Source organism: Streptomyces sp. NPDC053755 (assembly GCF_040677675.1).
GTDB lineage: Bacteria > Actinomycetota > Actinomycetes > Streptomycetales > Streptomycetaceae > Streptomyces.
In genome coordinates, this window is record NZ_JBFASK010000034.1 from 1 (window position 1) to 21472 (window position 21472).

At 73.6% G+C, this 21472-nt stretch carries 16 protein-coding genes; 12 read left to right on the forward strand and 4 right to left on the reverse strand.

Annotated features, from left to right (window positions below):
* Positions 1 to 79: 79 nt before the first annotated feature.
* Genes AB0K65_RS26430 through AB0K65_RS26440 form a run of 3 tightly spaced genes read right to left on the reverse strand, consistent with a single transcriptional unit; the run spans position 80 to position 2737 of the window.
* Positions 80 to 316 (reverse strand): hypothetical protein, encoded by a 237-nt coding sequence (locus tag AB0K65_RS26430; RefSeq protein ID WP_260226244.1) that lies wholly within the window; start codon positions 314 to 316, stop codon positions 80 to 82.
* 20 nt (positions 317 to 336) lie between these two features.
* Positions 337 to 2457: a 4-alpha-glucanotransferase gene (gene malQ / locus AB0K65_RS26435; RefSeq protein WP_365720686.1), complete on the reverse strand. Its 2121-nt coding sequence runs from the start codon at positions 2455 to 2457 to the stop codon at positions 337 to 339.
* A gap of 49 nt (positions 2458 to 2506) precedes the next feature.
* Positions 2507 to 2737 carry a hypothetical protein gene (locus AB0K65_RS26440; RefSeq protein WP_365720688.1) on the reverse strand — a complete coding sequence of 77 codons (231 nt, stop codon included), beginning with the start codon at positions 2735 to 2737 and terminating at the stop codon, positions 2507 to 2509.
* 192 nt (positions 2738 to 2929) lie between these two features.
* On the opposite strand from AB0K65_RS26440, the gene AB0K65_RS26445 reads away from it, so the two are divergent.
* The gene (locus AB0K65_RS26445) at positions 2930 to 5938 is read left to right on the forward strand and encodes a beta-N-acetylglucosaminidase domain-containing protein (protein WP_365720690.1); all 3009 of its coding nucleotides are present in this window, start codon (positions 2930 to 2932) and stop codon (positions 5936 to 5938) included.
* Between the two features lie 25 nt (positions 5939 to 5963).
* Here the strand turns inward: AB0K65_RS26445 and AB0K65_RS26450 are convergent, their stop codons facing one another.
* Positions 5964 to 6530, reverse strand: a complete 567-nt coding sequence (locus tag AB0K65_RS26450) for an HNH endonuclease (RefSeq protein WP_365720692.1) — start codon at positions 6528 to 6530, stop codon at positions 5964 to 5966.
* A gap of 248 nt (positions 6531 to 6778) precedes the next feature.
* Here AB0K65_RS26450 and AB0K65_RS26455 point away from each other — a divergent pair, with 248 nt between their 5' ends.
* The 11 genes from AB0K65_RS26455 (at position 6779) to AB0K65_RS26505 (ending at position 21472) form a co-directional block, all read left to right on the forward strand.
* A complete protein-coding gene (locus AB0K65_RS26455) occupies positions 6779 to 7846 on the forward strand; it encodes a mechanosensitive ion channel family protein (protein WP_365720694.1) in 1068 nt (355 codons plus the stop codon).
* Between the two features lie 228 nt (positions 7847 to 8074).
* On the forward strand, positions 8075 to 9286 hold the full coding sequence (locus tag AB0K65_RS26460) for an ROK family transcriptional regulator (RefSeq protein WP_365720696.1): 1212 nt from the start codon (positions 8075 to 8077) through the stop codon (positions 9284 to 9286).
* A 52-nt stretch (positions 9287 to 9338) separates the two neighbouring features.
* The gene (locus AB0K65_RS26465) at positions 9339 to 10676 is read left to right on the forward strand and encodes an ABC transporter substrate-binding protein (protein WP_365720698.1); all 1338 of its coding nucleotides are present in this window, start codon (positions 9339 to 9341) and stop codon (positions 10674 to 10676) included.
* A 138-nt stretch (positions 10677 to 10814) separates the two neighbouring features.
* The gene (locus AB0K65_RS26470; protein WP_365720788.1) at positions 10815 to 11696 is read left to right on the forward strand and encodes a sugar ABC transporter permease; all 882 of its coding nucleotides are present in this window, start codon (positions 10815 to 10817) and stop codon (positions 11694 to 11696) included.
* Between the two features lie 3 nt (positions 11697 to 11699).
* Positions 11700 to 12587, forward strand: coding sequence for a carbohydrate ABC transporter permease (locus AB0K65_RS26475; protein ID WP_365720700.1), 888 nt, complete (start codon positions 11700 to 11702; stop codon positions 12585 to 12587).
* 6 nt (positions 12588 to 12593) lie between these two features.
* Complete coding sequence (locus tag AB0K65_RS26480; protein ID WP_365720702.1) at positions 12594 to 13859, forward strand: 6-phospho-beta-glucosidase; 1266 nt, start codon at positions 12594 to 12596, stop codon at positions 13857 to 13859.
* Complete coding sequence (locus AB0K65_RS26485; protein ID WP_365720704.1) at positions 13850 to 14830, forward strand: BadF/BadG/BcrA/BcrD ATPase family protein; 981 nt, start codon at positions 13850 to 13852, stop codon at positions 14828 to 14830. The genes AB0K65_RS26480 and AB0K65_RS26485 overlap by 10 nt, the downstream gene beginning before the upstream one ends.
* Before the next feature lie 248 nt (positions 14831 to 15078).
* The gene (locus AB0K65_RS26490) at positions 15079 to 16500 is read left to right on the forward strand and encodes a hypothetical protein (protein WP_365720706.1); all 1422 of its coding nucleotides are present in this window, start codon (positions 15079 to 15081) and stop codon (positions 16498 to 16500) included.
* 11 nt (positions 16501 to 16511) lie between these two features.
* Entirely contained in the window at positions 16512 to 17564 is a 1053-nt protein-coding gene (locus AB0K65_RS26495) for a glutamate ABC transporter substrate-binding protein (protein WP_365720708.1), read from the forward strand.
* Between the two features lie 15 nt (positions 17565 to 17579).
* Positions 17580 to 18875, forward strand: coding sequence for a hypothetical protein (locus AB0K65_RS26500; RefSeq protein ID WP_365720710.1), 1296 nt, complete (start codon positions 17580 to 17582; stop codon positions 18873 to 18875).
* Positions 18875 to 21472 carry a tetratricopeptide repeat protein gene (locus AB0K65_RS26505; protein WP_365720712.1) on the forward strand — a complete coding sequence of 866 codons (2598 nt, stop codon included), beginning with the start codon at positions 18875 to 18877 and terminating at the stop codon, positions 21470 to 21472. The genes AB0K65_RS26500 and AB0K65_RS26505 overlap by 1 nt, the downstream gene beginning before the upstream one ends.

The window sequence follows — 21472 nt, forward strand, 5'->3', positions numbered from 1 at the left end:
GGCGCCTACCTCGGCGTCTCGGCCTCGCCGGACGTCGACATGCAGGACATCTCCTCCCCCGGCTGGAAGCCGGGGAGCCCTAGGCCTTCTTGGGCCTGTCGGACTTGTCGAGCACCATCACGAGGCCGGCGATCACCAGGAACAGCACGATCGGCGCGGCCACGAACAGGCCGAGGGTCTCCACGACACTCAGCTTGGGGGCCGGGTCGTCACCGTCGTCGCGGGTGAGCGCGAGCGCGGGGGACGACATGAGCAGCATCATCAGCGTCGTACCGGCCGCTACAGCACCGGCGCGCAGGGCGTTCTTCTTGTCCACGGTGCAAACGTAGCGAACCCCTAAACGGGGCGCGCGTCCGGGGGTGCCGTACGAGCGCCGAACACGCCGAGCAGACGGTGCAGCCGGGGGGAGGCGGCCAGATCCTCCAGGGTCATCGGCTGCCCGTCCGGGCCCGCCACCGGCAGCCGCCAGTTGGGGTACTGGTCCCAGGTCCCCGGCAGGTTCTGCGGGCGCCGGTCCCCCACCGTGTCCGGAAGCCACACCCCCACCATCCGGGCCGGGGTGCGCAGCAGGAACCGGTGCACCGCCCTGACCTCGGCCTCCTCGTCGCCCGGACCCTCCGGGAGCAGTCCGAGCCGCTGGAGCAGGGCGAGCCACTCGCGGGTGTCGGCCGCGTCCTGGTTCCGCTCGCGCACCAGGTCGCCGGTGAGCAGCCCGAGGCGGTGCCGCAGGGCCACGTGGTCGCCGCTGAGGCGGGCCGCCGTGGAGGGCAGGTCGTGCGTGGTGGCGGTGGCGACGCAGTCGGCGCGCCACCGCTCGGGCGCCAGCGGGCGGCCCGTGCCGGCCCAGTCCCGCTCGAACCAGAGCACGGAGGTGCCGAACACCCCCCTCCGGGACAGCCGCTCGCGCACGCCCGGCTCGACGGTGCCGAGGTCCTCGCCGATGACGAGGGCGCCGGCCCGGTGGGCCTCCAGGGCGAGGACGGCGAGCATGGCCTCGGCGTCGTACCGGACGTACGTCCCCTCCGTGGGCTGCCCGCCCTCGGGGACCCACCAGAGCCGGAACAGGCCCATCACGTGGTCGATGCGCAGGGCGCCCGCGTGGCGCAGCAGCTCCGCCAGGAGCCCGCGGTAGGGGGCGTATCCGGAGGCGGCCAGCGCGTCGGGGCGCCAGGGCGGCAGTCCCCAGTCCTGGCCGAGGGCGTTGAAGGCGTCGGGCGGGGCGCCGACCGACATGCCGGCGGCGAAGGCGTCCTGCTGGGCCCAGGCGTCGGAGCCCTCCGGATGGACGCCGACCGCGAGGTCGTGGACGATGCCGACGGCCATCCCGGCCTCCCGCGCGGCCGCGCCCGCGTCGGCGAGCTGCCGGTCCGTCAGCCAGGCGAGCCAGCAGTGGAAGTCGATCCGGTCGAGCAGCCCGGCGCCGGGCCCGGTGTCCGCGCGGACGGCCGCCTCGGCGGAGCGGGGGTCGCGCAGCTCCTCCGGCCAGGTGCGCCAGTGGTGGCCGTGGCGCTCGGCGATCGCGCTGTAGGTGGCGTGGTCCTCCAGGGCCCGGCCCCGCTCCGCCAGGAAGTCGCGGTAGTCGGCGCGCCTGCCGGGGCCCGGCTCCACGGTCCGCACCAGCTCCAGGGCGCGCCGCTTGACGTCCCACACCGCGTCCCGGTCGATCAGCGCGCCCTTGCGCAGCACCTTCTCCCGCTGTTCGGCGGCGTCGGTGAGGACGGAGTCCAGTTCGGCGCGGTACTCGGGGGCCACGTGGGCGTATTCGGGGATGTCCTCGATCCGCAGATGGACGGGGTCGGGGAAGCGGCGCGACGAGGGGCGGTACGGGGAGGGGTCGGTCGGCGCGCCGGGGACGGCCGCGTGCAGCGGGTTGACCTGGACGAACCCGGCGCCGTGCGTCCTGCCCGCCCAGGTGACGAGCTCCCGCAGGTCGCCGAGGTCCCCCATGCCCCAGGAGCGGGTGGACAGGACGGAGTAGAGCTGGACGAGCAGGCCGAAGGACCGTCGCTCGGGCCGGGGCACGCGCGCCGGCGCCACGACCAGCGTGCTCCGGCCGCCGCGGCCGTCGGGGGCGAGGGCGTCGACCGTGTGGACGCCGAGCGGCAGGCGGTCCCAGTCCGGGTCCTCCGACTCCTCGCCCGACTCGGTGGTGACGCGGAGCCGGGTCCCTTCCGGCAGGCCGGCGACCGGATCCTGCGCGCTCACCCCGCCGTCCGCGCCGGGGTCGGCCCCGGCCTCCTCCCGCCACCACACCACGGTGGCCGGAAGCAGGCGCTCCCGGTCGGCTCGCAGCGCCGCTTCGAGCGAGCGCGCGACCGCCTCCGGGGTGGCGGCGTCGACGTCCAGGGCGCGGAGCACCGCCACGACCGTGGCGTCGGGCACGCGCACGGTGACGCCCTCGGAGGGCGCGTACTCGGTGGCGACGCCATGGAGGGCGGCGAGGCGGGCCAGGGTCACTTCACACTCCGAGGGCTCCGGGGCCGGGTCGGTGCGGCCCGAGGGGGAGTCAGACTCCCGGGGACTCCGTGCCGCCCGCGGTGCCGTGGGCGGTGGGTTCGCTGGTCAGGGGGGCCGCGTCGGTCAGGGGCGGCTCGCTGGTGAGGGGTGCGGCGTCGGCGAGGGGAGGTTCGCTGGTCAGCGGGCCGGACATCTCGTCGGTCAGCGGACCCGGGATCAGGACCGGTATCCGTTTGGAGCGGGGGGTCGTCACGTCGGGGTGGGGGGTGGTCACGGACATGGGGGGCTCCCGTTGGTGTCTCGTCAGGTGGGACAACGACAGAGCCCTACCCAGCCCACCCCGTTTTACCGGCCGAACTTGGCGAAGGGGTGCCACCCCGCCGGGCAAAGGCGACACATCGACCACGTGCATTGACACCTCAGCCGGACGGGTGGTGGGGTCGTAACCCACTCGTGACCAAAGGAGTCCCTCGTGCACCTCGGGCGCAGGAAGCGGACCGCGTCGGCCGTGGCCGCCGCGGTGATCGGCGGCCTCCTCGGCGGCGGCTTGCCGGGCCTGGCCCAGGCGATGCCCGTGCCGCCCGTCACCGTCCCGGACGCCCAGCGCGCGGCCCCGTCGGTGTGGCCGCGCCCCCAGTCCCTCAAGGACACGGGCGCGGCGGTCCCGCTCGGCGCGGAGGTGACGCTTCTCACGGACGCCGAGGCGGACCCGTACGCCCTCGCGGCCCTGCGCGAGGTGCTGCGGACGGCGGGGGTGCGCACCGTCCACACCTCTCTTCCGGGCGGCGGGACGGTGGTCCGGGCGGGCTCCACCGCCTCCGACGAGGCCCTGCGCGCCCTGCGCGTGCCCGAGCGGGCGGATCTGCCGGCCGGCGGCTACCGGCTCGCGACCGGCCGGGTGGGGGGCCGCGACACGGTCGCCCTGGACGGCGTGGGCACGGACGGCCTCTTCCACGCCGTGCAGACGCTGCGTCAGCTCGTCGGCTCCCGGTCCGAGGTCCCCGGCGTGGTCGTGCGCGACTGGCCCGGCACCGCCGTGCGCGGCCTCACCGAAGGGTTCTACGGCCGCCCCTGGAGCCCGCAACAGCGTCTCGCACACCTCGACTTCATGGGCCGCACCAAGCAGAATCGCTACCTCTACGCGCCCGGTGACGACCCCTACCGCCAGACGCAGTGGCGGGACCCCTATCCGGCCGACCAGCGCGCCGCGTTCCGCGCGCTCGCCGAGCGGGCGCGCGCCAACCACGTCACCCTCGCCTGGGCCGTGGCACCGGCCCAGTCCATGTGCCTGGCGTCGGACGACGACGTCAGGGCGCTGCTGCGCAAGATCGACGCGATGTGGGCGCTGGGGGTGCGCTCCTTCCAGCTGCAGTTCCAGGACGTCAGCTACAGCGAGTGGCACTGCGAGAAGGACGCGGACACCTTCGGGCGCGGGCCGGAGGCGGCCGCCGCCGCCCACGCGCGCCTGGCGAGCGCGGTGGACCGGCACCTGGCGGGGCGGTACCCGGAGGCCGAGCCGCTGACCCTGATGCCGACGGAGTACTACCAGGAGGGCGCGACGGCGTACCGCACGGCGCTCGCGTCGGCGCTGGGCGACCGGGTGCGGGTGGCGTGGACGGGCGTCGGCGTGGTCCCCCGCACCATCACCGGGCGCGAACTGGCCGGGGCCCGGGACGTCTTCCGGCACCCGCTGGTGACGATGGACAACTACCCGGTCAACGACTACGCCCAGGACCGGCTCTTCCTCGGCCCCTACCAGGGGCGCGAGCCCGCCGTGGCCGCCGGTTCCGCCGCGGTCCTCGCCAACGCCATGGAACAGGCGGCCGTCTCCCGCATCCCGCTCTTCACCGCCGCGGACTACGCCTGGAACCCCAAGGGTTACCGACCGCAGGAGTCCTGGAGGGCCGCCGTCGACGAGCTGGCCGGGCCGGACCCGGCGGCCCGTGCCGCGCTGGGGGCGCTGGCGGGCAACGACGCCTCCTCGATCCTCGACCCGGGGGGCGAGTCGGCGTACCTCAAGCCGCTGATGGCAGCGTTCTGGAACAGCCGGACGGCCGCCGACCCGGGGGCGCGTGAGCGGGCGGCGCGCGAGCTGAGGGCGGCGTTCACCGTGATGAGGGAGGCGCCCGCCCGCCTGGCGGCGACGGCCGGCGGCACGCTGGGCGCCGAGGCACGGCCGTGGCTGGAGCAGCTGTCCCGGTACGGCCTGGCGGGCGAGACGGCGGTCGACATGCTGCTCGCCCAGGCGCGTGGCGACGGCGCGACGGCCTGGCGCTCCCAGCTGCGTCTGGAGCCGCTGACCGAGACCCTGCGGGCGAGCGGGGTGACGGTCGGCGACGGCGTCCTCGGTCCCTTCCTCACGCGCGCGGTGGCGGAGTCGGCGGCCTGGACCGGAGCCGACCGGGAGCGGCGTGCGGGGCGCCGGGCGGACCGCGCGCCGGACTCGTACACCCTCCGCCTTGACCGTGCGCGGCCCGTCGAGACGGTGACCGTGATGACAGGGCCGGGTGCGGCCGCGGGGCGGGACGCGCGCGTGGAGGCCTACGTCCCCGGCGAGGGCTGGCGGACGCTCGGTCCGCTGTCGGCGTCGGGCTGGACGCAGGCGGATCTGAAGGGGCTGCGCGCGGACGCGGTGCGGATCGTCTGGAGCGGTCCGGCCCCGGAGATCCGGTCCCTGGTCCCGTGGTTCGCCGACGAACCGCGCGCCGAGCTGGAGCTGGCCCGGGGCGAGGCGGACGCCGAGATCGGCGGTCCCGCGCAGCGGGTGGACGTGCGGCTGTCGGGCCGGCGGGCGGACGAGGTGCGCGGGGCCCTGACGGCGAAGGCGCCGAAGGGGATCTCGGTCCGGCTGCCGAAGGAGGTGCGGGTACCGCGGGGCACGAGCGCCGCGGTGCCGCTGCTGGTCTCGGTCGCGGCGGACGTGCCGGCCGGGTCGTACCGGGTGCCGGTCTCCTTCGCCGGTGAGGAGCGGGTCCTGACGGTCCGCGCCTTCCCCCGCACCGGCGGCCCCGACCTGGCGCGGGCGGCGACGGCTTCCTCCTCGGGCGACGAGACGCCGGACTTCCCCGCGGCCTCGGCCCTGGACGGCGACCCGGCCACCCGCTGGTCCTCCGGGCCCGAGGACGGCGCCTGGTGGCAGCTGGAGCTGCCGCGTCCCGCCCGGATAGGGCAGGTGGTCCTCCACTGGCAGGACGCGTACGCCTCCCGCTATCGCATCCAGGTCTCCGCCGACGGCCGCACCTGGCGCACGGCGGCCACGGTGGCCGACGGGCGCGGCGGGCGCGAGTCGGTCCGCATGGACGCGGCGGACACCCGTTTCCTGCGGGTCCAGGGCGACGCCCGTGCGACGGAGTACGGCTACTCCCTCTGGACGGTGGAGACCTACGCGGTGACCCCGCCGAAGGCCCCCGAGCGGCCGGAGCGGGCCGGGCAGCCGGAAGGACCGGGGCGGCAGGAGGAGCCGCCACGGTCCGGGGAGTGAGCGCGGCCGACGACGAAGGCCCGGCTCAAGCCGTCTTCACGGCCCCCGGTGCGGGGGCGTGGGAGACGGCGTCGATCCGGGCCATCACATCGTCCGCGCCGTAGGGCTGGAGGTAGGGCAGCCAGCGCGGGTCCCGATGTCCGGTCCCGATGATCCGCCACGCCAGGCCGGTGGGCGGCGCGGGCTGGTGGCGCAGGCGCCACCCCAGCTCCCGCAGGTGCCGGTCGGCCTTCGTGTGGTTGCAGCGGCGGCAGGCCGCCACGACGTTCTCCCAGGCGTGCGTACCCCCGCGGCTGCGCGGAACGACGTGGTCGACGCTGGTTGCGACGCCACCGCAGTACATGCAGCGTCCGCCGTCGCGGGCGAAGAGCGCTCTGCGGGTCAGAGGAACGGGCCCCCGGTAGGGGACCCGCACGAACCGCTTCAGCCGGACCACGCTGGGGGCCGGGACGACGCGGGTCTCGCTGTGCAGGAAGGCGCCGGACTCCTCGAGGCAGAGTGCCTTGTTCTCGAGGACGAGGACGAGCGCGCGGCGGAGCGGTACGACGCCGAGGGGCTCGTACGACGCGTTGAGGACCAGGACATGCGGCACGGATGCCTCCTATAACGCCGGCGGCGCGTGGCTCGCGCCGGGACGATCTGCTCTCAGTCTCTCCTCATGCCTGGTCGGAACGCCACCATGTACCCGTAACGGCCTTGAGGTGTTCTCGACCACATCGGCATCCTCTTCCGGTACTTCCCGGGTGAGGTCCGTCTCTCCCTCGAACAGGACAACAGGAGCACGGCGAATGCCCCGTTAGTGTGGATGTTCTGCGTACGCGATGCCTGGAGGTTTCTGCCGTGTCCTGGTCAGCCCTGGCGGCCGCCGCCTCTCCGCAGCCTGTTCCGGTGACGCTGGACGAGGCGGCCGAGAAGGCGACGAACGCCGCAGGCTGGGTGGAGGAGAACTGGTCCACCTGGCTGAACACCGGCCTGCGCATCCTCCTCATCCTGGTCGTCGCCCTGTTGCTGCGCATGGCGATCCGCCGCGCCCTGACGAAGCTGATCGAGCGGATGAACCGCTCCGCCCAGGCGGTGGAGGGCACCGCGCTCGGCGGTCTGCTCGTCAACGCCGAACGGCGCCGGCAGCGCTCCGAGGCCATCGGCTCGGTGCTGCGCTCGGTCGCGTCCTTCGTGATCCTCGGCACGGCCGGTCTGATGATCCTCGGCGCCTTCCAGATCGATCTGGCGCCGCTGCTCGCCTCGGCGGGTGTCGCGGGCGTGGCGATCGGCTTCGGCGCCAGGAACCTGGTGACGGACTTCCTCTCCGGTGTCTTCATGATCCTGGAGGACCAGTACGGCGTCGGTGACTCGATCGACGCGGGCGTGGCCTCCGGCGAGGTGATCGAGGTCGGCCTGCGCGTGACGAAGCTGCGCGGTGACAACGGCGAGATCTGGTACGTGCGCAACGGCGAGATCAAGCGGATCGGCAACCTCAGCCAGGGCTGGGCCACGGCGGCGGTCGACGTCACGGTCCGCCCGACCGAGGACCTGGACCGGGTCCGCGCGGTGATCACCGAGGCCACCGAGGCGATGGCCAAGGAGGAGCCGTGGAACGAGCGCCTGTGGGGTCCGGTCGAGGTGCTGGGCCTCAACGAGGTGCTGCTCGAGTCCATGTCGGTCCGGGTCGCGGCGAAGACGATGCCGGGCAAGGCGCTGGGCGTCGAGCGGGAGCTGCGCTGGCGGATCAAGCGGGCCCTGGACGCGGCCGGCATCCGCATCGTCGGCGGCGTCCCGGCGCAGGCCGAGGAGGCGGCCGCCGACCCGACGGCGTCCATGGCCGCCCCGTCGGCGTTCGCGTCGGCGACGTCCCCGCAGTCGGCCGCTGCGACCCCGCTGCCGCCCGCCGCGCCCAATCTCTCGAAGTGATCCGGGGGCGTCTTCCGCCCCCCTCCCGGCCCCTTTCACGACGCCCCCGCAGGTAACGCTTTGGTTGCCTTCGGGGGCGTCGTGCGTCGCCGGGTATTGACGGCCCGGTGACGGGCGTCCTACCGTCCTCCCATCAAATAGGAAACTTTCCTAACAGTACAGTTGGGAGAGCGGGCCCCGGGGCAGCACAATGGCCCCGACCAGAGCCGAAGGGCAGGTGCATCCGTCATGGCCGGTACGACCCCGGGTACCCCCGGCACCCCGCGCGTCCTGCGTGCCATGAACGACCGCGCCGCCCTGGACCTGCTCCTGGAACACGGGACCCTGTCCCGGACGCGGATCGGCACGCTGACCGGCCTCTCCAAGCCGACCGCCTCCCAGCTGCTCGCCCGGCTCGAGGCCGCCGGGCTCGTCGTCGCCACGGGCACCACCGCCGGCCGGCCGGGCCCCAGCGCCCAGCTGTACGCCGTCAACGCCCGGGCCGCCTTCGCCGCCGGACTCGATGTGACCCCGCACCGGATCCGCGCCGCCGTCGCCGACATCACCGGCGAGGTCGTCGGCGAGTTCGAGCTCGAGACCGGCCGGCCCGCCCAGGGCGTCGTCCGGCAGGTCACCACCGCCCTCGACGGCGCCGTCAAGGACGCCGGCATCACCGAGGCCGAGGTGCACCGGCTCGTCATCGGCACGCCCGGCGCCTTCGACCCCGCCACCGGGCGGCTGCGGTACGCCTCCCACCTGCCCGGCTGGCACTCCCCGACGCTCCTGGCGGAGCTGGCGGCCGTGCTCCCGATGCCGTTCGAGTACGAGAACGACGTCAACCTCGCCGCCGTCGCCGAGCAGCGGCTGGGCGCCGCCCGCGGCCACGAGGACTTCGTCCTGCTGTGGAACGAGGAGGGCCTCGGCGCCGCCCTCGTCCTCGGCGGCCGCCTCCACCGCGGCTTCACCGGCGGCGCCGGCGAGGTCGGTTTCCTGCCCGTGCCCGGCACCCCTCTCGTACGGCAGGTCACCAAGGCCAACTCCGGCGGCTTCCAGGAGCTGGCCGGCGTCCAGGCGGTCCCACGGATCGCCCGGGCCCTCGGCATCGAGACCGCCGAGCAGCCGTACGTGCCCACCGCGTCCCGGCTGCTCGCGCACGCCGCCGCCCACCACGCCGACGACCCGCGCTACGCCGCCCTTCTCGACCAGTACGCCGAGCGCCTGGCCACCGGCCTCGCCTCGCTCGTCGCCGTGCTCGACCCCGAACTCCTCGTCCTCTCCGGCGACGTGAACATCGCCGGCGGGGAGCCCCTGCGCGAGCGCGTCCGGTCCGAGCTGGCCGAACTCGCCGCCTCCCGGCCCCGGCTCGTCCTCGGAACCGTCCAGCAGCGCCCCGTGCTGCGCGGCGCGCTCGAACGCGCCCTCGCCGCCACCCGCGACGAGGTCTTCGACACCGCGCGCTAGCCGGCCCCGCTCCACCCCCTCCACCCACCCCTCGCCACAGGGAGACCTCGCCATGCCCGTGCGCCTCCGCAGAACCGCGCTCACGCTCGCCGTCACCGCCTCCACGGCCGTCCTCGCCACGGCCTGTACGGGCTCCGCCGGCAACACGGCGACCGACGACGCGAACGCCCGGACCACGATCACCTTCTGGCACGGCTGGTCGGCCCCGGCCGAGGTCAAGGCGATCCAGGACAACGTCGACCGCTTCGAGAAGGCCCACCCGAACATCACGGTGAAGGTCGTCGGCAACATCAACGACGACAAGCTCAACCAGGCCCTGCGCGCCGGCGGTTCGAACGGCCCGGACGTCGTCTCCTCCTTCACCACGGCGAACGTCGGCAAGTTCTGCGCCTCGGGCGCGCTCGCCGACCTCGCGCCGTTCATCGCCAAGGACAAGCTGGACCTCGACAAGACGTTCCCGAAGGTCCTCCAGGAGTACACCCAGTTCGAGGGCAGGCGCTGCACCCTGCCGCTGCTCTCCGACGCCTACGGCCTCTACTACAACAAGGACGCCTTCGAGGCGGCCGGCATCACGGCCCCGCCGAAGACCTGGTCGGAGTTCACGACGGTCGCCAAGAAGCTGACCAAGCACAAGGGCGACTCCTACGAACAGCTCGGCTTCATGCCGAACTACCTCGGCTACGAGACCGTCGTCAGCCACTACATGTCGCAGTGGAACCACCGGTACTTCGACGAGAACGGCAAGTCGAACGTCGCCAAGGACCCGGCGTTCGCCGAGATGATGACCTACCAGAAGTCCCTGGTCGACGGGCTCGGCGGGTTCGCGAAGCTGGACAGGTACCGCACCACCTTCGGCGACGAATGGGGAGCCAAGCACCCCTTCCACACCGGTCAGGTCGCCATGCAGCTGGACGGCGAGTGGCGGCTCAACTTCCTCAAGGAGGCCAAGGTCGGCTTCGAGGTGGGGGTCGCGCCGCTGCCGGTCGCCGACGACGAGGTGGCCGAGTACGGCAAGGGCTACCTCTCCGGCACGATCATGGGCATCGCCCCGCAGAGCAGGAAGCAGAACGCGGCCTGGCAGCTGGTCAAGTACATGACCACGAACACCGAGGCCGTGGTGAACTTCGCCAACGGCATCGGCAACGTCCCCTCCACCCTGGAGGCGCTGAAGTCCCCGGCCCTGAAGTTCGACCCGCGGTTCAAGACCTTCCTGGACATCGCCCAGCACCCCCGGTCCACCACCTCGGACGGCGCGGTGAACGGCTCCGCCTACCAGGACACCCTCTCCAGCTTCGCCCAGAAGTACGAGAAGGGCCAGGTCGAGGACTTGAGGAAGGGCCTGGAGGAGACCGCGGCCCAGATCGACCGCGACATCGCGCAGGCGAAGTAGCGGCCGGGACCTCCCATGAGCAGCGACACCCTGCCCACGCGGCGGCCGGCCGCCCCGGCGGCCCCCGCCTCACCGGACGGACGTCCTCCCACGCTGCGGTCGAAGCGCGCACGCGAAGCGCTGCGCACCGCCGCGTTCATGGCGCCCTGGCTGATCGGTTTCGGCGTCTTCTTCGCCTATCCGCTCCTGTCGACCGTCTACTTCTCGTTCATGAGGTACGACGGTCTCAACCCGCCGACCTGGCGGGGCCTGGACAACTGGACGTACGTCTTCGCGGACCTGCCGAAGTTCTGGCCCGCACTGCAGAACACCCTCTGGCTGGCCGTCGTCATGGTCGCCTGCCGGGTGCTCTTCGGCCTCGGCGTCGGCCTGCTGATCACCCGGATCAAGACGGGTGCCGGGGTCTTCCGCACCCTCTTCTACCTGCCCTACCTGGCCCCGCCGGTGGCCGCCACGCTCGCCTTCGTCTTCCTGCTCAACCCCGGCACCGGACCGGTCAACTCGGTCCTGGAGGCGGTCGGCATCCCCGCCCCGTCCTGGTTCAACGACGCCGACTGGGCCAAGCCCGCACTGACCGTCCTCGCCGTGTGGGGCGTCGGCGACCTCATGGTCATCTTCATGGCCGCGCTGCTCGACGTCCCGAAGGAGCAGTACGAGGCCGCCGAGCTGGACGGCGCGTCCGCCTGGCAGCGGTTCCGGTTCGTGACGCTGCCGAACATCTCACCGATCATCCTCTTCGCGGTGGTCACGGGGATCATCGGCGCGATGCAGTACTACACCCAGCCGATCGTGGCCGCCAAGGTCGCCTCGGGGGTGATGGGCGGCTCCGGCAACACCTTCGAGCCGGGCTACCCGGACGACTCCACCCTCACCCTCCCGCAGCTGGTCTACACCCTCGGCTTCGGCCGGTTCGACTACGGCGCGGCCTCCGTGGTGGCGCTGGTGCTCTTCGTCTTCTCCATGGCCTTCACCGCGCTGCTGATGCGCCGGCGCGGCGGCCTGATCGGCTCGGGTGACTGAACCATGACGACCGCATCCCCCGTCCTCGGCCGCCCCGCGGCGAGCCCCGCGGAGAAGCGCGCGCGCCGCAGGTCGCTGCTGCACTGGATCGCCGTGCACTCCCTCGGGATCGCCACCGCCCTCTTCTTCGTGCTGCCGTTCGTGTTCGTCTTCCTCACGTCCCTGATGAGCGACCAGCAGGCCCTCACCCGGGACCTGACCCCGGACACCTGGCACTGGGACAACTACACCAGGGTCCTCGATACCCCGGGCTTCCTCACCTGGTGGAGGAACTCCCTGCTCTACGCGGGTCTGGGCACCGCGCTGGTCGTGGTGTCCTCGGTCCCCGTGGCGTACGCCCTGGCCAAGTTCCGCTTCCGCGGCCGGCACCTGTCACTGCTGCTCGTCATCTCGATGATGATGCTGCCGCCCCAGGTCGTGATCATCCCGATGTACCTGTTCTGGGCCAAGCAGATGGACCTCTCGGGCACGCTGTGGCCGCTGATCATCCCGATGGCCTTCGGCGACGCCTTCGCCATCTTCCTGCTGCGCCAGTTCCTGCTGACGATCCCGAACGAGTACATCGAGGCCGCGCGGATCGACGGCTGCGGCGAACTGCGCACGCTGGTCAAGGTCGTGCTCCCGATGGCGAGGCCCGGCATCGCCGCCGTGGCGCTGTTCCAGTTCTTCTACTGCTGGAACGACTACTTCGGCCCGCAGATCTACGCCTCGGAGAATCCGGGCGCCTGGACGCTGAGCTACGGCCTGGAGTCCTTCAAGGGAGCGCACCACACCGACTGGAACCTGACCATGGCCGCGACCGTGCTGGTCATGGCCCCCGTGATCCTCGTGTTCTTCCTCGCCCAGAAGGCGTTCGTCGAGGGAGTCACACTGACCGGAGTGAAGGGCTAGAGACACATGAAGCTCGCTGTCGTGGGGGGCGGCTCCACCTACACCCCCGAACTGATCGACGGGTTCGCGCGGTTGCGCGACACCCTGCCCATCACCGAACTCGTCCTCGTCGACCCGGCCGCCGACCGCCTGGAGCTGGTCGGCGGGCTCGCCCGGCGGATCTTCGCCAGACAGGAGCACGACGGGAAGATCGCCACCACCTCGGACGTCGACGCCGGCGTCGAGGGCGCCGACGCCGTCCTGCTCCAGCTGCGGGTCGGCGGGCAGGCCGCGCGCCTGCAGGACGAGACATGGCCGCTGGAGTGCGGCTGCGTCGGGCAGGAGACCACCGGTGCCGGCGGCCTCGCCAAGGCCCTGCGGACCGTCCCCGTCGTCCTGGACATCGCCGAGCGGGTCCGCCGCGCCAACCCGGACGCCTGGATCATCGACTTCACCAACCCCGTCGGCATCGTCACGCGGGCGCTGCTCCAGGCCGGCCACAAGGCCGTCGGCCTGTGCAACGTGGCCATCGGCTTCCAGCGGAAGTTCGCCGCGCTGCTCGGCGTCGCGCCGGCCGAGGTCCACCTCGACCACATCGGGCTCAACCACCTGACCTGGGAGACGGCCGTACGGCTCGGCGGACCCGAGGGCGAGAACGTCCTGCCCCGCCTGCTCGCCGAACACGGCGACGCCATCGCCGACGACCTGCGCGTGGACCGCGGCCTCCTGGACCGGCTCGGCGTCGTCCCGTCGTACTACCTGCGGTACTTCTACGCGCACGACGAGGTGGTGCGCGAGCTGGGGACCAAGCCGTCCCGGGCCGCAGAGGTCGCCGCGATGGAGCGGGAACTCCTCGCGATGTACGGCGACCCGGCGCTCGACGAGAAGCCCGCGCTGCTCGCCAAGCGGGGCGGGGCCTTCTACTCGGAGGCCGCGGTGGACCTGGCCGCCGCCCTCCTGGGCGGAGGGGGATCCCCCTACCAGGTGGTGAACACGTACAACAACGGCACGCTCCCCTTCCTCGCGGACGACGCCGTCATCGAGGTGCAGGCGGCGGTCGGCGCTCAGGGCGCCGCGCCGCTGCCGGTCGCCGCGCCCGACCCGCTGTACGCCGGGCTGATCGGACACGTCACGGCCTACGAGGACCTGGCCCTGGAGGCGGCGCTGCGCGGCGGCCGGGACCGGGTGTTCAAGGCGCTCCTCGCCCACCCCCTGGTCGGGCAGTACGCCTACGCCGACGGGCTCACCGACCGGCTGATCGCCCACAACCGGGAGCACCTCGCGTGGGCCTGAACCGCAACGGTCGGGCCCTGCTCGGGATCGACGCCGGGAACAGCAAGACGGACGTGGTCGTCGTGGCGGCGGACGGCACCGTCCTCGGGGCGGCACGCGGAGGGGGGTTCCAGCCGCCGGTGGTCGGGGTCCGGGCGGCGCTGGACGCCCTCGCGGAGACGGTGGGGCGCGCCGCCTCGCAGGCGGGAATTCCGCCGGTGTTCGCGCACGTCTCCGCCTGCCTCGCCAACGCCGACCTCCCGGTGGAGGAGGCGGAGCTGAAGGCCGCGCTGGAGGAACGGGGCTGGAGCCGCTCGGTCCGGGTGCGCAACGACACCTTCGCCATCCTGCGCGCCGGCGTCGACGAGCCCCGGGGCGTCGCGGTGGTGTGCGGCGCCGGGATCAACTGCGTCGGGATGACCCCGGACGGGCGGACCGCGCGCTTCCCCGCGATCGGGAAGATCTCCGGGGACTGGGGCGGCGGCAGCGGCCTCGCCGAGGAGGCGCTCTGGTTCGCGGCCCGCGCGGAGGACGGGCGGGGCGAACCGACCGCGCTGGCCCGGGCGTTGCCCGCGCACTTCGGCCTGGACTCGATGTACGCGCTGATCGAGGCGCTCCATCTGGGCCGGATCCCCTTCGAACGGAGGCACGAACTGACACCGGTGCTGTTCCGGACGAGCGCCGAGGGCGACCGGGTCTCCCGTTCGCTGGTGCACCGGCTCGCCGAGGAGGTCGTCGTCCTCGCGACGGTCGCGCTCGGACGGCTCGGCCTCCTGGACGAGGAGGTCCCGGTCATGCTGGGCGGCAGCGTGCTGGCCGCCCGCCACCCCGAGCTGGACGGGCGCATCGCGGAACTCCTCGCCGCGAAGGCCCCGAAGGCCGGCATCGGCGTGGTCACCGCTCCCCCGGTGCTGGGCGCGGCGCTGTTCGCGCTCGACGAGGCCGCGGCGGGACCCGAGGCCGCGGACCGGCTGCGCGCGCACTACGCCTGAGGGGACGGAGCCCCTCGGGTGCGGGCGTCTCGCGGCGGAACGATCCGCCGCGAGGATCGCCCCGTTCACCCGTTCGTGGTGGAACCAATCGGGGGCCGGCGGCGTATTCAAGGAAGGGGTTCGCCTGCGGGGGTGGCGAGGGCATGGGGCACGATAGGAACAAGATCGAGTCATTCCCGGTGTGCGGGTGGGGCCCCTGAGGCCATACTGCTGGCCGGGCAGCCGTCGTCGACCATGGGGGAGGTCACGTGACATACCCGCCGAACGCGCCCGCCGCCTCGGCGCCGGGCCTCGCTCCCGGACGGCCGGACACCGGCGTGCCCGCGCAGCCCTCGGCGCCGCCCGCCGCCCCGCCTCCCCCCGGCCCGGGGCCCTGGGACGAGATGAAGGAGCGGCTGCGCACGGCCGCGACCACCGAGCCCGGCCGCCTGCGGATCCTCGGTGCCTTCCTCGCCCTGCTGGTCGTCGCCTTCGGGACGGTCACCGCCTTCGAGGTCGCCGACCGGGCCTCCGCCGCCGGCGACGTGGTCGGCCGCAGTCAGCCCCTGAGCGCTGACGCCGCCGACATCTACCGCTCGCTCGCCGACGCCGACACCGCCGCCGCGAGCGCCTTCCTGGCCGGAGCAGAAGAGCCTCCCGAGCTCCTGAAGCGGTACGCCGACGACATCGCGACCGCGTCCCGCCTCCTCGTCGAGGCCGCCGCGAGCACCGGCGGTTCGACGGAGTCGGCCCGCGAGATCGCCACGCTCAACGAGCGCCTGCCCCGCTACACCGGCCTCATCGAGCGGGCCCGGGCCGCCAACCGCCAGGGACTCCCGCTGGGCGGCGCCTATCTGCGCTACGCCAACCAGCAGATGACCACCGAACTCCTCCCGGCGGCCGAGCGGCTGTACGAGCTGGAGACGGCCCGGCTGCACCGCGACGAGACGGACGCCCGGGACTGGCCGCTGCTCTCCCTCGCGCTCGGCGCCGTCGCCCTCGCCGTCCTCCTCTGGGCGCAGCGCCGCAACTACGCCCGCACGAACCGGGTGTTCAACCACGGCCTGCTCGCCGCCACCGCGGCCTGCGTGATCGTGCTGCTCTGGCTGGCGGCCGGACACACGCTCGCCCGGTCGGGCCTCGACGAGGCGCGGGAGCACGGGCAGGAGTCGCTCCAGGTCCTCAACACCGCGCGGATCAGTTCCCTGAAGGCGCGGGCCAACGAGATCCTGACCCTGGTCGCCCGGGGCGCCGTCCTCACCGACGACGGCCGGAACGACAAGTACGAGACGGACTACGCCACCAGCATGGCGGGGCTGACCACGGCGCTCGCCGAGGCGCGGGAGCTGGCCGACGACGACGCCGGACGGGACCCGCTGGCCGCGGCCGCGCAGCGGACGGCCGACTGGCAGAGGCACCACAAGGACGCCCGCGCCAAGGACGACGCGGGCGACTTCGAGGGCGCGCGGCTGCGCGTGGTGAGCGCGAAGGAGTCCACCGGACACTCCTTCGACCAGGTCGACGCGGCCCTGCGGCAGGCCCTCGCCCACGAGCAGGCCGAGTTCACCCGCGCCGCCGAGGACGCCCGGGGCGCTCTCGGCGCGCTGCCCCTGGGCGCGGCCGGGCTCGGTGTGCTCGGCGCGGCGGGTGCCGTGGTGGGGATCAACCGCAGGCTGTCGGAGTACCGGTGAGAGGGGGCGGGATGCGAAACGGCGTCGACGGCACGGGGGCGCGCGGCCCGGCCGGCCTCGGCCGGCGTCCGCTGGCGCGACCGCGCGGCTGGGGCGGGGTCGCGGCGATGGCCGTGGCCTGCGGCCTGACCGCCTCGCTGACCCTGCTGCCGCTGGCGCGCGGCGGGGACGAGGCCGGCGCCTCCACGGCCACCGGGCCCGGGGTCGGCGTCGGCGTGCCCGTCAGGGCCGACAGCTGCGAGAACCCGGAGGCCTCGCTCACCCCGTCCGCGGCCGACGGCCCGTCGATCGCCGCGATCAAGGCGCGCGGGAAGCTCGTCGTGGGCGTCGACCAGAACAGCTTCAAGTGGGGCTACCGCAACCCCGACAAGCGGACCCTCGAGGGCTTCGACATCGACCTGGCCAAGGCGATCGCCCGGGACCTCCTCGGTGACGAGAACCGCGTCGTCTTCCGGGCGATTCCGACCAACCAGCGGATCGCCGCCCTGGAGAGCGGCAAGGTCGACCTCGTGGTGCGCACGATGACGATCAACTGCAAGCGGATCCAGCAGGTCGCCTTCTCCACCGCCTACTTCCAGGTCGGCCAGCAGGTCCTCGCCCCCAAGGGCCCCGGCATCACCGGCTACGACTCCTCGCTGAAGGGCCGCCGGGTCTGCACCGCCGAGGGGTCCACTGCCTACGAGGCCCTGGAACGCAATTCGTTCGGCGCCGTCTTCAAGGACGAGGGCGACGGCACAGAGGCCGACAAGGACCTGCTGACCGTCCCCAACCAGCTGGACTGCCTGGTACGGCTCCAGCTGGGCGAGGTCGACGCCGTCGTCACGGACAACGCCCTGGCGGCCGGTCAGGCCGCCCAGGACCCGGCGGTCGAGCTCAAGGGCCGGCCGTTCACCACCGAGTACTACGGAGTCGCCGCCAGGCTCGGGAACGACGACCTGGTCCGCCGGGTCAACCAGGTCCTCGTCCGGTACCGCCAGAGCGGCGCCTGGACGGCGGCGTACGACAAGTGGCTGAAGGCGGACCTGCCCGGGATAACCGGGCCGCCCGCGCCGAAGTACAAGTAGAGCGAGAGGTGATCGATGGGCGTCACGGGACCCCCCGGGCCGGTGATGGACCGGGACGAGGTGGACCGTGCGCTGGCGCGGCTCGGCGCGGAGCACAAGGCGATCGAGGACTCGCTCCTCGCGCTCCAGGACCACGCGGGCCGCAGGCTGCTCGAAGGGGCCGAGCTGACCGGCACGACCCGGGAGCGGTGGCAGACCACCGAGGAGACGATCACCCGGCTCTGGACGTACTTCGACGCGTACACCGCCGCGGTGCACGACGTCCGTGAGCTGCGCTCCCGCCGCCGCTGGCCCGGCCGGGAGGAGCTGGCGGAGCTGACCGAGCGGCTGCGCGGCGAGACCGTGCACCTCTCCGACGGGCAGCAGCGGCTCCCGGAGTCGCTCACCGGCCCGGCCCGGCTCTCGGAGAGCTTCACCCTGGAGCGCCTGGTCAAGCGGATGAACGAGCTGTACGCGGCCTCGCTCGACGTGATCGTGACGGCCGACGCCGTCTGGTCCGCGCTGCCCGCCCGCATAGACCTGCTCGCCGCCGAACTGGGCCGCACCCGCTCCCTCGCGCACTCCGTCGGCGTCCGGCCGGGGGAGCACCCGGCCGGTGACGAACTGGAGGCGATCACGGCCGAGCTGGCCGCGCTGCGCGCCCAGGTCGTCAGCGACCCGCTGGCCTTCTGGCGTCCGGCGGCGGGCAGTTCGGCGCCCGGCGGCGGCCGGCCCGACACCGTGCGGTACGACCGGGCGGCGCTCGCCCTGGAGGACGTCCGGCGGGAGATCGAGGCGGTCCTGGCCGTCCGGCAGGACTCCGAGGAGCGGCTGCTGCGGCTGCGGGACGTGCTCTCGCGCGCCGACCGGACGCTGACCGAGGCACGGTCGGCGCGCGGCGAGGTCCTCGCCAAGATCGCCGCCTCGGAGGTGCCGGCCGTCAGCGGGCCGCCGACGGCGCTCCAGGAACGGCTCGCGACGGCCGCGGAGTACCGCAGGCACGCGCAGTGGCACCGGCTGTCCCCGCTCCTGGAGTCCCTGGAGCGGGAGGCCGAGGACGAACTGATGCGGGCCCGCGAGTCCCTGACCGCCGTCACCGCCCCGCTGGCCGTCCGCGCCGAGCTGCGCGGCCGGCTCGACGCGTACAAGGCGAAGGTGGCCCGGCTCGGCGCGGCGGAGGACCCGCTGCTGATCGAGCGGTACGACGCGGCGCGCCGGATGCTGTGGAGCGCGCCGTGCGACCTGCGGGTCGCCGAGCAGGCGGTGCTGCGCTACCAGCAGGCCGCGGCAGAGGTCCTGTCCGGGCCGGGAGATGCCAGGGGGAGACAGTGATGAGCACCTGTCAGCGTCCGTCGTGCGACGGGTCGTACGAGGACATGGGCGGCGGCGAGCTGTACTGCGGTACCTGCGGCCTCGCCCCGGTCGTCGCGCCCGGCGGGCTGCTGCGATCCACCCCGACCGGGATGGCGGTGGCGGGCAGGGGCGGGGCGGACTCGGCCTCCTCCCGGAGCAGTTCGCGCGCCTCCTCGCGCGCCTCGTCGCGCTCCTCGACATCCCGGCGCTCGGTCTCCGGCCGTCTGTCGCGCGCGCTGTCGGGGTCGAGCACCGCCCGCTCGGTCTCGGTGCGCAGCTCCGGATCGTCGACCGGCCAGTCGGGGCGCAACCGGCTCGGTGCGGGCCTGGTGTCGATCCCGGAGGTGCCGCGCCCCGATCCGCGCGGCGCGGTGATGGAGAATCCCGAGGTCCCCGAGCGGAAGCGATTCTGCTCGCGGTCGGACTGCGGCGCCCCGGTCGGCCGTGCGCGCGGCGACCGGCCGGGCCGGACGGAGGGCTTCTGCACCAAGTGCGGGCATCCGTACTCGTTCGTGCCGAAGCTGCGCGGCGGGGACGTCGTGCACGGGCAGTACGAGGTCGCCGGCTGTCTCGCCCACGGCGGCCTCGGGTGGATCTACCTCGCCGTCGACCGGGCGGTCTCGGACCGCTGGGTGGTCCTCAAGGGCCTCCTCGACACCGGCGACCAGGACGCGATGGCGGCGGCGATCTCCGAGCGCCGCTTCCTCGCCGAGATCGAGCACTCCAACATCGTCCGCATCTACAACTTCGTCGAGCACCTCGACCAGCGCACCGGCTCCCTGGACGGCTACATCGTCATGGAGTACGTCGGCGGCAAGTCGCTCAAGGACATCGCCAACGACCGGCGCACGGCCGACGGCCGCCGCGATCCGCTGCCGGTGGAGCAGGCGTGCGCGTACGGGATCGAGGCGCTGGAGGCGCTCGGCCATCTGCACAGCCGGAACCTGCTGTACTGCGACTTCAAGGTCGACAACGCGATCCAGTCCGAGGACCAGCTCAAGCTGATCGACATGGGCGCGGTGCGCCGGATGGACGACGACGAGTCCGCGATCTACGGCACGGTCGGCTACCAGGCGCCGGAGGTGGCGGCCGTCGGCCCCTCGGTGGCGAGCGACCTCTACACCGTGGCGCGCACCCTGGCCGTGCTCACCTTCGACTTCCAGGGATACACCAACGTCTTCGTCGACACGCTGCCCGAGCCGGACCACATCGAGGTCTTCCGGACGTACGAGTCCTTCTACCGGCTCCTCGTCCGCGCGACGGATCCCGACCCGGCCCGCCGGTTCGCCTCCGCACAGGAGATGGCCGAGCAGCTGACGGGCGTGCTGCGCGAGGTGGTGGCCCTGCAGTCGGGCCGGCCGCGTCCGGCGTTGTCGACGCTGTTCGGCACGGAGGTCCGGGTCACGGACACGGAGCTGTTCGCCGAACTCACCGAGGACGTCTCGGCGCTGGGGGCCCGCGGGAGACGCGGCCGGACGGCGGTGACGGCCGCGACCGGCGGGGCCGGAGGTGGGGTCGGTGCTCTGCCCGGAGGTGCGGTCGGTGTGCTGCCGGGCGGTGTGTCCGGTGGGCAGGCCCTCGCGGGGCACGGCGGGGCGGGCGTGTCCCCCGGCGTCGCCCCGGGCGGGGTGCGGACGGGGGACGGGCCGTTCCTGCGGCCCCTCGACGGCCGCTCCGCGTCGCTCGCGCTGCCCGTGCCGCGGGTCGATCCGGCGGACCCCAACGCCGGCTTCCTCGCCGGCCTGATGGCCTCCGCGCCCGCCGAACTGATCGGGGCCCTGCACACCGCGCCCGTGCCCTCGCTGGAACTGCGACTGCGCGAGCTGCGGGCCCGCCTCGAGATGGGCGACACGGGCTCCGCCGGGCGCGCCCTCGCCGCCCTGGAGGAGCAGCACCCGGACGACTGGCGGGTGGTCTGGTACCGGGGTGTCACGTCCCTGGTGACCGGCGACCACCAGAACGCCGCGCTGTCGTTCGACGCGATCTACGACGCCTTCCCCGGGGAGCCCGCGCCGAAGCTCGCCCTCGGCATCTGCGCCGAGGTGCTCGGCCAGCTGGACAACGCCGCGGAGTACTACCGCCTGGTGTGGACGACCGACCCCGGCTTCGTCAGCTCCGCGTTCGGGCTCGCCCGCGTCCAGCTGGCGGCGGGCGACCGTGCCGGGGCCGTCCGCACCCTGGAGTCCGTACCGGAGGCGTCGATCCACTACACCGCGGCCAGGGTGGCGGCCGTGCGAGCGCGGCTGCGGCGGCGCCCGGCGCACGACCCGCTCGGGGAGGACCTGACGGCGGCGGCCGCGGAGGTCTCCGCGCTGCGGAACCTCGGCCTGGACGCGGTGCGCCGGGAGCGGTTGTCGACGGAAGTCCTCGGCACGGCGCTCGACTGGGTACTCTCCGGAAGTCCCGGAGCGGGCCCCGGCGGCACACGACTGCTCGGCAGTGAACTGGACGAGCGCGGACTGCGCCTCGGCCTGGAGCGCTCGTACCGGGTGCTCGCCCGGCTCGCTCAGCAGGGCGAGGAAAGGATCGAACTGGTGGAGCGGGCCAACCGTTTCCGTCCCCGGACGTGGGTGTGA